Source organism: Rhizobium altiplani (assembly GCF_001542405.1).
GTDB lineage: Bacteria > Pseudomonadota > Alphaproteobacteria > Rhizobiales > Rhizobiaceae > Rhizobium > Rhizobium altiplani.
Genome location: NZ_LNCD01000123.1, coordinates 26,432 through 42,810, shown reverse-complemented (window position 1 = coordinate 42,810; position 16,379 = coordinate 26,432). Strand labels below are relative to the sequence as shown.

The following is a 16,379-nucleotide window of genomic DNA, read 5'->3' as shown; positions in this document are numbered from 1 at the left end:
GGAGTTTTCGACTTGAACTGGATCACCAACTACGTCCGCCCCCGCATCAATTCCATGCTGGGCCGCCGCGAAGTGCCGGAGAACCTCTGGATCAAGTGCCCGGAAACGGGTGAGATGGTCTTCCATAAGGATCTGGAAGACAACAAGTGGGTCATTCCGGCCTCCGGTTATCACATGAAGATGCCGGCAAAGGCTCGCCTTGCCGACCTTTTCGACGATGGCGTCTATGAGGCTCTGCCGCAGCCAAAGGTCGCCCAGGATCCGCTGAAATTTCGTGATTCCAAGAAATACACGGACCGTCTGAAGGACAGCCGCATCAAGACCGAGCAGGAAGACACCATTCTCGCTGGCGTCGGCAAGATGCGCGGCCTGAAGATCGTCGCGGTCGTTCATGAGTTCAACTTCATGGGCGGTTCGCTCGGCATTGCCGCGGGCGAGGCGATCGTCAAGGCGTTCGAACGCGCCATTGCGGAGAAGTGCCCGCTGGTCATGTTCCCGGCATCTGGTGGTGCCCGCATGCAGGAAGGTATCCTGTCGCTGATGCAGCTGCCACGCACGACCGTGGCGGTAGACATGCTGAAGGAAGCAGGACTGCCTTACATCGTCGTGCTGACCAATCCGACCACTGGCGGTGTTACCGCGTCCTACGCGATGCTCGGTGACCTGCATCTGGCCGAACCCGGGGCTGAAATCTGCTTCGCCGGGAAGCGCGTTATCGAGCAGACGATCCGCGAGAAGCTTCCGGAAGGCTTCCAGACCTCCGAGTATCTGCTGGAACACGGCATGGTGGACATGGTGGTCAAGCGCCACGATATTCCGGATACGCTCGCGCGCGTCTTGAAGATCCTGACGAAGAAGCCGGTTGCGAACCTATCCAAGGAAAACAGCGGGACGCTTGCTATCGCTGCAAGCGCCTGACAGAACCCATCACAGGCGGGGTGAGCGATGATACCCAGGGGCCAAGCCGTAGTGAGTGAAGCAGCACAGGAAATCGACAAGCTCTTGGGCCTGCATCCCAAGGGCTTCGATCTATCCCTGGATCGCATTACCCGACTGCTTTCCGTCCTCGGGGATCCGCAGAAGAAATTGCCGCCCGTCATTCATGTGGCGGGCACGAACGGCAAGGGGTCCCTGACGGCGTTTTGCCGGGCTTTGCTGGAAGCCGGTGGCTACAGCGCGCATGTCCATACCTCTCCGCATCTCGTCAACTGGCACGAACGCTATCGGATCGGCGCCAAGGGCGGTCGCGGGCAACTGGTGGACGATGCGGTCTTCGCCGAGGCGGTGCGGCGCGTGGCGGCCGCCAATGACGGGCAGAAGATCACCGTTTTCGAGATCCTCACCGCAGTCACTTTCATTCTGTTCTCAGAGCATCGGGCCGATGCCGCGATCATCGAGGTTGGTCTCGGCGGTCGTTTCGACGCGACGAACGTCATCTCCGACCCGGCCGTTTCGGTCATCATGCCGATTTCCTTGGATCATCAGCCTTACCTCGGCGATCGCGTCGAACTGATCGCGGCAGAAAAAGCCGGTATCATGAAGCGCGGGCACCCTGTTGTGATCGGCAAGCAGGAATATGATGCCGCGCTCGACGTGCTGATGTCGACCGCCGAACGGCTGAACTGCCCGACCGCAGTCTTCGGCCAGGACTACATGGCGCATGAGGAATATGGGCGTCTCGTCTATCAGGACGAGTTCGGTCTCGCCGACCTGCCATTGCCCCGCCTTCCCGGCCGCCACCAATATGCCAATGCCGCCGCTGCGATCCGCGCCGTCAAGGCCGCCGGCTTTGCGGTCACCGAAACGATGATGGAAAAGGCGCTGCTGTCGGTCGAGTGGCCGGGCCGTCTCCAGCGTCTGAACGACGGCAATCTGATGGCCAGTGCTCCGGCTAAAGCAGAGATCTGGGTCGATGGCGGCCACAACCCCGGCGCCGGCGAAGTTATCGCCGAGGCCATGGCGAATTTCGAGGAAAAGCAGCCGCGCCCGCTCTTCCTGATCATCGGCATGATCAACACCAAGGATCCGGTTGGCTACTTCAAGGCTTTCAAAGGATTGGCCGAGAAGGTCTATTGCGTGCCGATCCGCGGGAGCGATGCGATGATCGATCCGGTGATCCTTGCAAACGCCGCCTATGATGCCGGCCTCGTCGCGGAACCGATGTCGACGGTCAGCGATGCGTTGGAGGCGATCAAGGAGGGCGCCTTTGAACAAGCCCACCCACCGCGCATCCTGATCGGCGGCTCTCTCTATCTCGTCGGCGATGTGCTTGCCGACAACGGGACGCCCCCGAAATGAAAAAAGCCCGGTCGAATGCCGGGCTTTTTCCTATCTGCTTATGGATAATTTAAGCGGCGCTCGAGATCCAGCTCGAAAGAGCGGTCTTCGGGGCAGCGCCAACTTTGATGTCAGCAACTTCGCCTGCCTTGAACATGGCGAGCGTCGGAATGGAACGGACGCCAAACTGGGCGGCGAGTTCCGGGTTTTCATCGATATTGAGCTTGGCGACCTTTACCTTGCCCTGAAACTCGACAGCGAGTTCTTCGAGGCTGGGGGCGATCATCTTGCACGGGCCGCACCATTCAGCCCAGAAATCGACGACGACGGGTTCTGCGGATTCCAGAACTTCCGACTGGAAGTTGTTGATATCGACTTTTACGGTAGCCATAGGCTGCTCCTTTACGGATTCCTGTTGAAACACATGTGAGCGTGCGGTGCGGGAATTTCAATGCCCGTATTTCACTTTGTCTCGAGTTGCGCAAGCGCCGACGCCAATGCATCCGGCGTCAGCGTGTGAACCGAAGCATTTTCAGTGTAGACAAGCACGCAATCGACGCGCTTGCCGGGATAGAGCGGCGCCAGGATCTCGCGATAGATCGCAAGCTGCGCCTTGTGTGCAAATGGGATGGCCTCTGCCGTCTGCGGCGGGACGCGATTGGTCTTGTAGTCCAGCACGACGACGCGATCGTCGAAGACCGCCATTCTGTCGACACGACCGGAAACGGCATAGTCCTGGCCGGCGATCGTCAGCGTCCCCATGACGGAGACCTCAGCCTGTGCATGAGTCGAGAAGACGGCTTCGAGGTCGGCTGCGCCCAATAGCGTCAGGACCGAGTCGACCAATTGCCGCCGCTCTGCTTCGGGCCAGAATGGCGCCGCACGCTTGGCGTATCGTGATGCTGCATCTGGCTGATCGCCGCGTGGCACATCCGGCAGCACCTGCAACATGCGGTGGAGGAGCCGCCCTTTTTGCAGCGAGCGATCCGGCTTTCCCGTTTCCGTGAAGAGCGGGGAGGCGACGAGGAGGTCATCGGCGCCATCGTCGATGATCGTTCCAACGCCGGATGGGCTGAGCGGGCGCGGCAATTGCCTGCGCGGTGGCAGTGGCCTGTCGAGGCCAGGCGGGACCGTCTGTTGTCTGGCGGTCTCCGCGCTGCGTTCAAGGCGCTCGAACCTTCTCTCTATCCGTGGTACGCGCCATTCGATGCCAGCCCATGTCCCGTCAGGCCCAGAAAATGTCGCAGCAGATACATGCGGATGGCTGTCGGTCATCGCAGCGGAAATCATGGCATGCCAGGTATCGGTGTTGGGACGAATGCCCCTGTAGCCGCAAACGGTAAGGCGATCGGCGGCCCGGGTCATCGCAACATAGAGCAGCCGGCGATATTCCTGTTCCGCCAGCGATTGGATGCGCGTCGCGTCGGCCTGGGTCAGCGAGTTGCTGAGATCGCCGATCGGAACCCATGCCGGCATGGGCGGCTCGCCGCTCCCCTGTTCAAGCAGCCGCAGCTTCGGCATGTGCGAATGGGTGAAGGCCTTCGAGCCGCCGTCGACGAGGAACACGATCGGTGCCTCTAGGCCCTTTGAGGCGTGGACTGTCATGATCCGGACTTCATTCCGGCCTTTGTCCTGCTCACGCTTCACCTCCGGTGCTTCGATTTCAAGCGTCGAAATGAAGGATTGCAGGCCTGGCAGGCCCGAGCTTTCGTGATCAAGCGCGAATGTCAGGAATTCATCTAGAATATCGCTGACCTCGGTTCCGAGCCGGGCAAGGAATTGTCGTCGGCCGCCGTGGCATCCGAGAACACGAGCATAGAAATCGTGAACCGACAGCGTCTCGGATTCGTCCAGGAAGAGCCTGAGGCGAGAGACGGCTGTTTCAAAGCGCGCATTTCTATCAGCGGCGAACTTCTGCACGTGAGCCCAGGCACTCTCGCCCTCCGTACGCAGGGCGGCAATTGCGAAGACGTCGTCTTCGCTCAGATCGAGAAGCGGGCTCTTCATCAGCGCTGCCAAGGAGAGGTCGTCCTGGGGCAACAGTAGAAAGCGGCCGAGCGCCACGAGGTCCTGCACGGCAATGTGGCTCGTCAGGCGCAGGCGGTCGGCGCCGGCAACCGGTATGTCGCCGCGTCGCTTCAAGGCGCGTGTCAGCGCGTTGACGAAGGCGTCGCGCTTGCGCACGAGGACGAGGATATCGCCGGCCTCGATCAGTCGCTCCTTGCCCTTCTCGACGATCGTTTCCTTGCCCACCAGATTGCCGATCGCATGAGCAATGCGACGGGCGAGAACGGATGCTGGGGCGCTCTCCGGCGTGGCGTCAAAGGGTGCGGTCCAATCTTCTTCCTTGATCGTCGCTTCAGGCGCGACCATCTCCCAGAGATCGACTGCGCCCGGGTGGCCTATGCGGTTAGAACGGTGCACCACCGGCTCGCCTGCTGCACTTAACCCGCGGGCATTTTCAGCCGGTGTGAAGATGTGGTCCACTGCGGCAAGGACATCCGAGGTCGATCGGAATGAGAGCGGCAGCCGCACCGTTGAGAAGGCGTGCCCGCTCTGCGAGACGCGCCGACGCGTCCGCTGGCTTTCTTCTGAAAAGCGTTCGGGCCGAGCGCCCTGGAAAGAATAGATCGATTGCTTTTCGTCGCCGACGGCAAAAAGGGTACGCACCACATTGCGGGCGCTCTCGCCGGAAAAGAAATCCTCGGCCAGCGACTGGATCACGCTCCACTGGATTGGACTTGTATCCTGTGCCTCGTCGACAAGGATATGGTCGATCCCTTGGTCGAGCTTGTAGTGGATCCAGGGGCCAACGTCGCTCTTGTGCAAGAGTTCGGAAGTCCGCGTTATCAGATCCTCGAAATCGAGTTGGCTGCGCTGCTTCTTGAGGTCGTCGTAGTCTTTGTTGAGGCGGTCGGCGAGGATCAGCGCTGCGCGTGTTGCCTCGTACATGCGGGCCGTTTTCCACCGATCCCGACACAATACCACGTGCGCTCGGGCCATTGCCACGGCATCGATGAGCTCCGGTGCTTCAGTCAGCATGGCCTTCACGAAAAACTGCGAATCCGCCTTTGGTTCAGCCCTTGCGGTAAGGAAGATTTTCTCCAGCACCGACGCCCGGCGCGCGGGGTCTCGTTCGCGCGCTGCCGACCGCAAGCCGGCTGCGATATCGTGCGCCTTTGCCCCGCCTTTCTGATCCGCAAGGTCTAGGTACCGGTCGAGCACCCCGCCGCGCAGACCAGGAAGCGGCCAATACGACTCGGCGATCCCGGTCGCAGTATCGTCTTCAGAAAGGTGAAGCTTCGTGCGCAGTACCGCATCGAGGCCACCCTTCCGCTCCGCATCCTGCGTGAAAGTGCGGATCGCATTGCGGTTCGCGATGATTTCCTCAAGAAGGTTTTCGAGGCCTGACTCATCGCCGAGATTTAGCACGTAAGCAAAGGCGTCCGCGAGCGCCGGATCGTCCTCCGGTGAAGTGGCCGTAAGCAGCGATCGCCGTGCATCCGAAAGAAGCGTCGCGGCAGCCCGATCGTCGAGCACGGAAAAGTGGCCGGCGACGTTAGCTTCCAACGGAAACTGGTGCAGCAAAGCTTCGCAAAACGCGTGAATGGTCTGGATCTTCAGCCCGCCCGGCGTTTCCAGTGCTTTTGCAAAGAGGCGCCTCGCCTCCGCAAGCTTCACCCTATCCGGCGCCTTGCCTTCGATCCGCGTGATGCGTTCTTCAAGTTCCGTGTCCGGCAGAACCGCCCACTCGGCAAGCCGCTCGAAAACGCGGTTCGACATTTCGGAGGCTGCCGCCTTCGTATAGGTCAGGCAGAGGATTGCTGACGGACGTGCTCCGGCCAGCAGGAGCCGGATAACACGCTGCGTCAGGACGTGCGTTTTTCCGGAGCCGGCATTGGCGGAAACCCAGGCTGAGCGTTGCGGATCGGATGCGATCGATTGCTGGATGGTCGTCCAACTCGTCCAGGCAACGGGATCATCGCCCTCAGGCAGCGTTGCGTCGTCATTCATCGCCGGTTTCCTCGTCGCTCTCTGCGGCAGACCATTCGGAAACGCGCGCCAGATGATCGTAATCACCACCGAAATCGAACTGCTGAGCCGGCACAAGCCGCGAGGTGAAGCCCTTTTCGCCTGACTGCAGGAGCGAGACGAACTTTATGAGTTGGTCGATCGAGTCGGTGGCCAGGTCCATGGCCGATTTTGCCTTGTCGGTTCTGGCCGAAGTCTCGTTGTTGACGGTGTCGACCTTAAAGCGGTTGCCCGGCCGCAGGCGCACGTAGAGAAGATCTTGTGGAACAAGACTGCCAGCATCCCGGAAGGCGCCGGCGTGAAGCGCGGCGGCCTCCAGTGCCAGCTGGGGATCAAGAAGCGCGCGTGCCTGAGGGGCGGAGGGATTGTATCCGGTCTTGTAGTCGATGATGTCGGCGGTACCGCTGCCGGTGATGTCGATCCGGTCGGCGACGCCGCTCAGGCGGACATTGATCGCCTCCAACTCCACCCCGCCACGCACCTCGGTCAATGTTCTTCGAATGCCTGGCTGTCGCTGCGCCTCCCACTCGAGAAACGCGCGGGCAACTTCACGGAAACGCGGGCGCCAGACTGCATCGATATGTGCAGGAAGTTGCTCCGTATCGAAGAGTTCGTTCAGAATGTTCTCCATCGCCGTTTCAGCTGCCGGCGTTCCGGCAACGTGACCTTCACGGACGAAGCGGTCGATGATCTTGTGATAGAGCGTTCCTCGCTCCGCGGCGCCAGGGTCTCGATTGAACGGTGCTACCGGGTCAAGGCGCAGAACGCGGCGTGCATAGATTGCATAGGGGTCGCGACGAAGGCGCCCGACCTCGCTGAAAGAGTAGGACTTAGGCTGAATATCCAGCGGCGGTATTGGACTTGGACGTTGCGCGGGCGCTTGGCTGTCGCCTTGGTCGATGAGGTTCGCCCAATGCACAAAATTGTCGCCGCGGGCCTTGAGCTGTGCCTCGAACTCGTGCCCGCCGAATGCGAGCAGCCGCTGCAACCAGCGCGACGCGACGGTTGGCGTCGAACCTTGTCGAAGGGCTCGCGAATAGATGAGATGGCGCGTGCCATTGGCCATTTCGAAATCGTGCGACAGCTGGCCGATGCGCCGTTCTGGAGGTTCCAGCCCGATCTCGGTCTTCATCGTCCGAGAAACGAAGGGGTTATTGGATGTTTGACCCGGCCATGAGCCTTCGTTCAGGCCGCCCAGGATCAATGTGTCTACGTTCTGCAGGCGCGCTTCTAGCGTGCCGAAGATGAAAATTCTCGGATGGCTTAGCGCCCGTGGCTTTACAGCCTGGCCAGCCAATAGCGCAGTGACGATGTCGATCCACTGCGGGCCATCCGCGTCGATCTGCCCCTCGGTTTCGATCACTTCGCCGAGCATCGACGCCAGGGTGTCGCCCGCTTCGCCGGACCAGAGACCAGCAAGATCGCCGCGCGCGTCGCGGGTTACCGCCTCCAATACGCGCCCGGTTCGCTCCCCCCAATCGGCGAGCCCAAGGCTGGCCGTTAGCCCCGGCTCGGAAAGGCGCCGAACAAGCGCCGACGCCAGCGGTTCGGTCGCTTCGGCAACCCGTCGGGCAAGAGCACGCGCGTGGTCAATCGCATCGGCGGGAAGGGATTTTCGCCACTGCGGCGCGTGACGATCCAACGCCTGCTCAGACAGCTGCTGCTCAAGAAGCGGTTCCAACGCCGAGATGTCGACGTCGGCCACACCACCACGCAGTGCCAGCAGCTCCAGAGCTGCTACCGCTGCCACGTGCACGCCACGCTCCAGTCCAAAATGCGCCAGGGGATGCTTCAGCAATCCGACGATAGCGACGGGATCGCCAGGGCGAAGGGTTGCTTCCAGCAGCAGTTGCAACAGCGTTCCCTGTGGGGTGGCGGAAAGCGGCGTGCCTGCGGAATCGTCCGCAACGATGCCGAAACGCGATAATTCCGTCGTCACGCGGCGGGCTAGGTTTCGATCCGGTGTGATCAATGCCGCCCGGCTCTCGCCGTCATTGCCGGGCGCGCGCTCGAGCGCCAAGCGGAGGGCGATTGCAATTGCAGTGGCTTCCTCGCGCTCATTGCCCGCCTCGATCAGCGAGACATCTGCAAATGCCGCTGAGATCGTAGCGTCGGATAGTTTCGCCTTCCATGTGCCCCAGTCGCTGGTTGCTTCGGAAGGGGAGAGCGCATGTGAGAGGATTTCGCTACGCTGTCGCAATTCCTCGGGCGGCGCGGCAAGCTGCACCACATCCTGCCGCGTCAATTTCAGTCGCTTTAGCAACTGCGCGAGGCCGTATTGCGAGTGGCTGCGGCTCGCCGGGTCGGCGGGCTGATCTATCCGAATGTCGGGCGCCACCATTCGCCAATGCTCATCCGGCATGCCGAGGTCGAGCCCCGGCAGAACGATGACGCCTTCCGGAAGGTTGGCGACCGCTGCGATAAGGTCGGCCGTCGCCGGCACAGAGCCTGTCGATCCTGCAATGATGATGGGTCCCATCGGCCGGGCTGTCGCCAGGCGATTTGCTTCGGCACGAAGAATTGCGTTGCGGTGTCTTGCGGGCGATGATTTGCCGAGCTCATTCAGCCGCTCCGGCCAGAAGGCGCTGGCAATCTGCAGGAACTCGGCCGTCAGTTGCCACCAAAGCGCATAGTCTTTCGCATTCAGGCGAGACAGTTCGTTCCAATCCCGATCCTCGGTCTCGATGGCGTCGATCAATTCCGCAAGATTGCGCGCAAGCCAAATGGCGTCGGCGGGGCTTGCGGGCGCGACGAGCGGCGAATCGGAATGGATGCTGCGCACAATCTCCGGCAGCTTGTTTCGCCAGGCGAGGATAAGGCGCGCGAGTTCCAGCAGGCGGGCGGTGTTGGATAACGGCTGAGCAAGATCCAGGGTCGCGGGCAGGGCTTCGTCGAAATAGCCGCTATCGTCGTCGGTCTCGCCGAGCGGTCGGATAACCGGGAGGATTGCGGATCGTCCGCCGAGGAGATCGACGAACTCCGAGCGGAGCACGCGTGCTGCGCGCCTCGTTGGCAGATAGATCGTGGTTTTCGAAAGCGATAGGGGATCGCCGGGATCATACCGGAAATGCGGTGTCAGTCGGCCGTCACAAAGGCTTTCGGCAAGGCTCTTCAGGAAGGGAAGCCCTGCGGGGATGCTCAAGACCCTCGGCCGGTGATGCTCGGCCATCCGTCATGCAAACGTCCGGTATCGCCGGATCGTTTCCTCCGCTTCACCAATCGCTTCCGGCGTGCCGACAGTAAGCCAGTGTCCTTCGAGTACGGTACCGTAGAGCCGGCCGCGAGCGATCGCCTTGTCAAAATAGAGATTGAGGTTGAATGGATCGGCTGGCGCGTCATCGAGAAACGACGTGTCCATTGCAATGGCGCCGGCATAGACAATTGGGCAGGGACCCGAGTCGAAGAAACGGGTCAACCGGCCATCCCGCGCCATGTTGAAGTCGTTCTTTCCGTTGTGCCCGGTCGTGTCTTCCAGTTTCACGCAAAGCATAGCCATGTCCATCTCTTCCGGTCGGAAGAATCCGGCTAAGCGTGTCAGGTTGCTGGGAACGCCGCGGCGTTCTCCGATCCAGAAGAGGTCGGCATTCGTGACAAAAACCTTGCCGGGATTAAGCAGCTTCAAGCCCTTCGCAAGGCCGCCGCCGTTGTTCAACAGCTTCTCGCGTTCGTCGGAGATGATGATCTCGAGGTCTTTGTATGAAGCCAGGTGCGCCAGCATCTGATCGGCGTGGTGATGAATATTGACCACGACCCTTTCGACACCGGCTTCCGCAAGCGAATCGAGCGCGTAATCGATCATCGCCTTGCCGTCGATCTTCACGAGCGGCTTCGGGATGGTGTCGGTGATCGGCCGCATGCGGGTTCCAAGACCTGCAGCGAGAACCATGGCTTGCTTGATGCTCATCTGATCCGAGAAATTATGATTCGCTTGGTACTATTCCAGCCCTTACGCACCAGTCGCGCAAGGGGGCAAGCGTTTCATGTTCCAGCGCAACGGAAAGATAGGACAGGGTGCGCGGCATATGCCTCATATAGCCAGGTTTTCCGTCTCGTTGCATCAAGCGAACCCAGAGGCCGGCAAGCTTGCAATTGCGTTGTGCAGACATGATTGCCCAACTCTTCAGGAAACGAGCCTCATCGAAGCCACCCTTTGTTCTGCGCAGAGATAGATAGTCGTCCATCAATTGCCGGAACAGATCGGGCGGGACCGTGACGCGCGCATCCTGCACGATTGAAGCGAGATCGTAGGCTGTGGGGCCGATCATCGCGTCCTGGAAATCAATCAGTCCGACGCGCGCTATCCCACGCTCGTTGTCGCGCCAGATAATGTTCGGCGAGTGGAAATCGCGGAGGAGAAGGCTTTTTTCGGAGGCTTCAAGTTCGTCGATCAGCCTGTCCCAGATCGCGAGGTATTCATCGCGCTCGGCGCCACTGGCGGCGGTACGGCCACGCTTCCAGGGCAAATGCCAATCGAGAACGAGACGTACCTCCATCTTCATCGCCGTCCGATCGAAGTCGGGGATGTGGTGGACGTGGCTGTCGGTGACGCGAATGTCCTGCGGGATCGTCAGCGAGTGCAGATGCGCCAGGCAGGCAACGCTCGCCCGGTAGCGGTCGGCGATGGGCTGACCTTGCAAATCCAGGACGCCGTCGGTGCCAAGGTCCTCCAGAAGCAGGATGCCTTGGTCGTAGTCGACCTGGTAGATCTCCGGTGCAGCAAAACCCTCCTGTCGGAGCACATTGGCAATGGCAACGAAAGGATAGGCATTCTCGGCGATATGCGCGACCTTCGGATATGGCTTGCCATCCAGGACCGGCGGCCCTTCCGGCAACGGTGGCCAATCCATCAGCACGCGTCGCTTCCCATCACCGGCATAGACTGCCTCGTAGGCTCGAAGCGAGGCATCGCCTGTCAGAAAACGACGCTTCGCATTGGTGTATCCCGCTGCATCGATGAAATCACGTATGGCCAGGACGCGTCGGATCCGGGCAGCCTGTTTTTCTGGGGCCGCAATGGTCACCTTTCGACCCAGGCCCTCGTGCTCCAGCTTGAGCGCAATGCGGTCTGCCGGCAGCTCGTCGCTTGCCATCTCAGGCCACTCGACGAGGCAGATGCCGTCCTGGAGTGCTTCGTCGAAGCCGAGTTCGGTGAGTTCGGCCGGATCGCCGAGACGGTACAGGTCGAAATGTGCGACCGGTACGCGCAGGTCGTAGGCTTGCACCAGGGTGAAGGTGGGGCTTGGCACGTCGAGTTCGTCATCATCCGCCATCGCACGCAGGAATGCGCGCGCGAGCGACGATTTCCCGGCCCCGAGGTCGCCCGAAAGGGCAAGGCAGTCGCCGCGTTTCAGCGCCAACGCCAGGTCCTCTCCAAAGCGGATTGTTTCCGCCTCATCCTTCAGGAAGAGAGAAATGACAGGAGTGCCCGACATCATTCGGCTGCGACGGACGTCGGAAGATCGACCGAAGGAATCCGGCAGGTCACGATCGTGCCCTTGCCCGGCTGGCTGTCAATGGTGACCGTCCCATGGTGAAGGCTGACAAAGCTGTCGACGATCGACAGCCCAAGTCCCGCGCCGCCCCTCTTGCCGCTCTTAGCGCCGGTCGCGAATCGATCAAACACATTGGCGATCATATCCTGCGAGATACCAGGACCGCGATCGCTGACGGAGAAGAGGAAATCCATCCCTTCACGCCGGCATTCGAGCGAGATTGACGAGCCTTCCGGAGAGAAATTGGCTGCGTTGGAGAGCAGCTTGACGAGGATCTGCTTCAGTCTTTGCGGGTCGGCGACGATCGAGCCAAGATGCGCCGGAGCGGTAATCTCCAGCGTCACGCCGCTTTCCTGCAGCCTGTCGGCAATCTGCATCGATACGTCGTCGAGCAGATCGCCAAGATCAATCGACGAGTAGCTCAGCCGCATGATTCCGGCGTCGACCGTGGCAAGATCGAGGATGTCGTTGACCAGCGTCAGCAGCACCGAAGAAGAGGTCGAGATGTGATCGATATATTCAGCCTGCCGGTCGTTCAGCGGTCCGAGTCCCGGCGTGCGCAGCAGGTCGGTAAAGCCAATAATGTTGGTCAGCGGCGAGCGCAGCTCATACGAGACATGCTGGACGAAGTCGTTCTTAAGCTCGTCTGCCTTGCGCAGTGCTTCGTTCTTTTCCGTCAGGGCGCGCTCAGCACGGACGCTGTCGGTCATGTTGACGAAGGTCAGCATCGTCTGCGCATTCGGCAGCGGGATGACAGCATAGTCGAGCACGAGACCCGAGAACAGCTCGAGCGTTCCCTGGCTGGAGCGGCGCTCGTCGTCGAAGCTGGTGATCAGCTCAGCGAAGGTCTTCCATCCGTCCGGACGGTCATATGATTGAGAGCACGCCTCGCCAAGGGCACGGATATGCGTGCCGGGCTTGGCCTCCGCTTCCGTGATTCCCCAGAGCGCACGGAAGGCGGGATTTGAAAGGCGCATGCGCCCATCAGGTCCAAAGACGGCAACGCCTTCCGAAAGGTGGTCAATCGTCTCGCCCTGCACCTTGAGAAGCGTGTTGTAGCGCGTCTCGAGGTCGACCTGCTCGGTGAGGTTTTCGAATACCCAGGTGGCACCGCCTTGCGGATGCGCTGTCGCGAATACGCGGAGCGTCTGGCCGTTCGGCAGGTGCCACAAATCCGATTGGGTATCGATCGATCGATAGACAGAGAGCGCGGTTTCCTTCCAGGATTTCCAGTTCAGTTGGTCCGGCAGCTTCTTCGCGGCGCGCAGGCGCTCCAGCAATTCCGCATTGTCGGGCCGGCTCTCGAGGAAAGCGATATCAAGCTCCCAGAGCGAGACGAAGGCCTGATTGTAAAACTGCAGCCGTCGGTCGCCGTCGAAAATTGCAACGGGTGTTGCGAGATGGTCGAGTGTTTCGGCGTGGCTTTTCAGGGTCCGCTCAAGCTCGGCGCGAACAGTCTCGATGCCGGAAACGTCGACGGCAATGCCGGCGGAGCCGCTTGGGACCTTCACATCGACAACGTCGAAGAAGGTGCGGTTGCCGCGCACCACGGTCGAGATCTTGTCGTGGAATGGTGACTCGGCCGTCGCCGTGGCACGGATGCGCTCGCGGGCAACGGTGGTCAGGAACTCGCGGCCCTCGTTGACCGCCTGATCTGGCGTGGGCGCCTCGACCGCGTCGCCGTAAGCGTGATTGACCCAGGTCAGCCGACCTTCGGTGTCACGCTGCCATGCCGGAAGATCGATTGCGTCGAGCATGCTTTGAAACGCCGAGATCGAGGACAACAGTCTGTCCCGTTCGATCTTAAGCTCAGCAAGCTCGGCGCGAAGATTGTTCAGCGCTACAAAACGGACGAATGCGCGGCCTCCGGAAACCCGGCCTTGCGCTTCCAGGATCTCCTCCCGGTGAGTTTCAACGACCATGTCGAAGCTATGGGCTGCCCCGCGCAGACGGTCGATCGCGCGCTCGAGCTCAGATGCGGAGCGCGACTTCAGCCACAGGCCGAAGGCGAGGAATTCGTTGTCCTGCGGCGCGCCGGTTTCGGGAGGCAGCTGACCGATAAGCTCAGGGCGCTCGTTGCCATCCCAGATCACGATCCGGCGATTCTTGTCTGCAATCAGTGCCTGATATTGCGAGATGCGCTGCTGCGCATCGGAGAGCGCCGAGCGGATCTCCCGGCTTTCGCTTTCCATATTCCCACGCTGCCGCACGACCCAAAGGGTGGAAAGCAGCGCGGCGGAGATCACGCCGATGACGACGGAAAGGCCGATAACCTGTGACGAGGTGAAAAGATGCGCGGATGTGACAGCCTCGGCTTCGACCTGCGCGAGAACCGGCTGCGCAATCGATGTCATTGCAGTGCCGGCCGCAAAAATCCGCGCCACATGAGCCAATAGTCCCGGCTTCTCGGCGACGGCCCTTGAAGTGCCGGCAGGTTTCCGTTCGCCCGAACGGAGCGGGCAGGGGTCAGCGTGAACGCCATCCTCTGCCTGTTCGACCAGGCTGTGCATCATTTCCGACATGCGCGGTATGTCTCCGTCCCTTAATGTGCCGCCATCACGACAAGACATCCCATTTTCGAAGCAAACGGACACGTCCGTGGCCACGAATCGAGTGTTAAAACAATACTTCGGAAGGGAATCGGCGGGAAGATGTGTGCCAAAAAATAAGGGCGACGCATTTGTCAATGCGACGCCCTCTAGATGTTGTGGATATTGATCTCGTGATTAATATCGGTAGTGGTCGGCCTTGAATGGGCCCTGTGGCTTCACGCCGATGTAGGCGGCCTGTTCTTCCGAAAGCTGCGTCAGCTTCACGCCAAGCTTGTCGAGATGAAGGCGTGCAACTTTCTCATCGAGATGCTTCGGCAGGATGTAGACCTGGTTCTGGTACTGGCCGGGCTTGGTGAAAAGCTCGATCTGGGCCAGCGTCTGGTTGGTGAAGGACGCGGACATGACGAAGGACGGATGGCCGGTGGCGTTGCCGAGGTTGAGCAGGCGACCTTCAGACAGAAGGATGATGCGGTTGCCCTTCGGGAACTCGATGAGGTCGACCTGCGGCTTGATGTTGGTCCACTTGAGGTTACGCAGTGCCGCAACTTCGATTTCGTTGTCGAAGTGGCCGATGTTGCCGACGATTGCCATGTCCTTCATCTGACGCATGTGGTCGATGCGGATGACGTCCTTGTTGCCGGTCGTGGTGATGAAGATGTCTGCTGAAGACACCACGTCTTCGAGAGTGACGACTTCGAAACCGTCCATGGCAGCCTGCAGCGCGCAGATCGGATCCACTTCCGTGACCTTGACGCGGGCGCCAGCGCCCTGGAGCGAAGCAGCCGAGCCCTTGCCGACGTCGCCGTAGCCGCAGACGACGGCGACCTTGCCTGCCATCATCACGTCGGTGCCGCGGCGGATGCCATCGACTAGCGATTCCTTGCAGCCGTACTTGTTGTCGAACTTCGACTTGGTGACCGAGTCGTTGACGTTGATCGCCGGGAAGGGCAGGAGGCCCTTCTGGCTCAACTGATACAGACGGTTCACGCCGGTCGTGGTTTCTTCGGTTACGCCCTTGATCGCATCGCGCTGCTTGGTGAACCAGCCCGGCGAAGCGGCAAGACGCTTCTTGATCTGTGCGAAAAGGATTTCTTCTTCTTCGGAATGCGGCTTGGAGAGCACGTCCTCGCCGGCTTCGGCGCGGGCGCCGAGAAGGATGTACATGGTGGCGTCGCCGCCGTCATCGAGGATCATGTTGGAGAGGCCGCCATCGGCCCACTGGAAGATCTTGTCAGTGTAGACCCAGTAGTCTTCCAGCGACTCGCCCTTGATGGCGAAAACCGGAACGCCGGCAGCAGCGATTGCGGCTGCGGCATGATCCTGCGTCGAGAAGATGTTGCACGAAGCCCAGCGGACTTCGGCGCCGAGCGCGACCAACGTCTCGATGAGAACGGCCGTCTGGATCGTCATGTGCAGCGAGCCGGTGATGCGCGCGCCCTTCAGCGGCTTTGCTTCGCCGAATTCGGCGCGGCAGGCCATCAGGCCCGGCATCTCGGTTTCTGCGATCGTGATTTCCTTGCGGCCGAAGTCCGCGAGGCCGATGTCGGCGACGACATAATCTTTTTCAGTGCTCATTGGGTTCTCCAGGCTGAAAAGCGGATCAAAATTCGAAGGCGCAAGCGTATGTGCGCCAGAAAGCATCCACGCGGCATGCGCGGCTAGGATGGCCGTTTAGCAGGCTTCCATGACGAAGGCAATAATGATATAAAGAAGTCTTTATATGTTTATATGAGCGGCAAGCAGCTCAAATTTCCTCGCCGAACCGGTTCTGGATCAGTTCGTCGAGAGCATCAAGCGCCTGTGCGGCCTGATTGCCGCTGGCGGAGACTAGGACGCTGGAACCGGGGCTCGCGGCCAGCATCATCAATCCCATGATCGATGTCCCGCCGACCGTCATTCCGTCTTTCGATACGGTGATCGCGGCATCGAAATTCTCGACCAGCTGTACGAACTTTGCCGAAGCGCGTGCGTGCAGTCCGCGCTTGTTGATGATCAGAATTTCTCGGGAGAGTGCCGTCATGGGCGC

10 protein-coding genes are annotated in these 16,379 nt (G+C 60.6%); 2 read left to right on the top strand and 8 right to left on the bottom strand.

Annotated elements, in window-relative coordinates:
* The first annotated feature begins 12 nt into the window (after window positions 1-12).
* Together accD and AS026_RS28595 are read left to right on the top strand one after the other, a co-directional pair.
* The gene (gene accD / locus AS026_RS28600) at window positions 13-918 is read left to right on the top strand and encodes an acetyl-CoA carboxylase, carboxyltransferase subunit beta (protein ID WP_018859420.1); all 906 of its coding nucleotides are present in this window, start codon (window positions 13-15) and stop codon (window positions 916-918) included.
* A 27-nt stretch (window positions 919-945) separates the two neighbouring features.
* On the top strand, window positions 946-2,298 hold the full coding sequence (locus AS026_RS28595; protein WP_062373727.1) for a bifunctional folylpolyglutamate synthase/dihydrofolate synthase: 1,353 nt from the start codon (window positions 946-948) through the stop codon (window positions 2,296-2,298).
* Window positions 2,299-2,347: 49 nt separating this feature from the next.
* On the opposite strand, the gene trxA is transcribed toward AS026_RS28595, so the two are convergent.
* The 8 genes from trxA to AS026_RS28555 form a co-directional block, all read right to left on the bottom strand.
* Window positions 2,348-2,668 (bottom strand): thioredoxin, encoded by a 321-nt coding sequence (trxA, locus tag AS026_RS28590; protein ID WP_007528746.1) that lies wholly within the window; start codon window positions 2,666-2,668, stop codon window positions 2,348-2,350.
* A 71-nt stretch (window positions 2,669-2,739) separates the two neighbouring features.
* A complete protein-coding gene (gene addA / locus AS026_RS28585; RefSeq protein WP_062373723.1) occupies window positions 2,740-6,291 on the bottom strand; it encodes a double-strand break repair helicase AddA in 3,552 nt (1,183 codons plus the stop codon).
* Window positions 6,284-9,478, bottom strand: coding sequence for a double-strand break repair protein AddB (gene addB, locus AS026_RS28580; protein WP_062373719.1), 3,195 nt, complete (start codon window positions 9,476-9,478; stop codon window positions 6,284-6,286). Before addB ends, addA begins: the two co-directional genes overlap by 8 nt.
* Before the next feature lie 3 nt (window positions 9,479-9,481).
* A complete protein-coding gene (locus AS026_RS28575; RefSeq protein ID WP_018859424.1) occupies window positions 9,482-10,213 on the bottom strand; it encodes a nucleotidyltransferase family protein in 732 nt (243 codons plus the stop codon).
* Window positions 10,214-10,226: 13 nt separating this feature from the next.
* The gene (tsaE, locus tag AS026_RS28570; protein WP_025657916.1) at window positions 10,227-11,741 is read right to left on the bottom strand and encodes a tRNA (adenosine(37)-N6)-threonylcarbamoyltransferase complex ATPase subunit type 1 TsaE; all 1,515 of its coding nucleotides are present in this window, start codon (window positions 11,739-11,741) and stop codon (window positions 10,227-10,229) included.
* Window positions 11,741-14,323 (bottom strand): PAS domain-containing sensor histidine kinase, encoded by a 2,583-nt coding sequence (locus AS026_RS28565; protein WP_062373715.1) that lies wholly within the window; start codon window positions 14,321-14,323, stop codon window positions 11,741-11,743. Before AS026_RS28565 ends, tsaE begins: the two co-directional genes overlap by 1 nt.
* A 204-nt stretch (window positions 14,324-14,527) precedes the next feature.
* Window positions 14,528-15,928, bottom strand: coding sequence for an adenosylhomocysteinase (gene ahcY, locus AS026_RS28560; RefSeq protein ID WP_025657914.1), 1,401 nt, complete (start codon window positions 15,926-15,928; stop codon window positions 14,528-14,530).
* A 169-nt stretch (window positions 15,929-16,097) separates the two neighbouring features.
* The gene (locus AS026_RS28555; protein ID WP_018859428.1) at window positions 16,098-16,373 is read right to left on the bottom strand and encodes an HPr family phosphocarrier protein; all 276 of its coding nucleotides are present in this window, start codon (window positions 16,371-16,373) and stop codon (window positions 16,098-16,100) included.
* Between the last annotated feature and the right edge of the window lie 6 nt (window positions 16,374-16,379).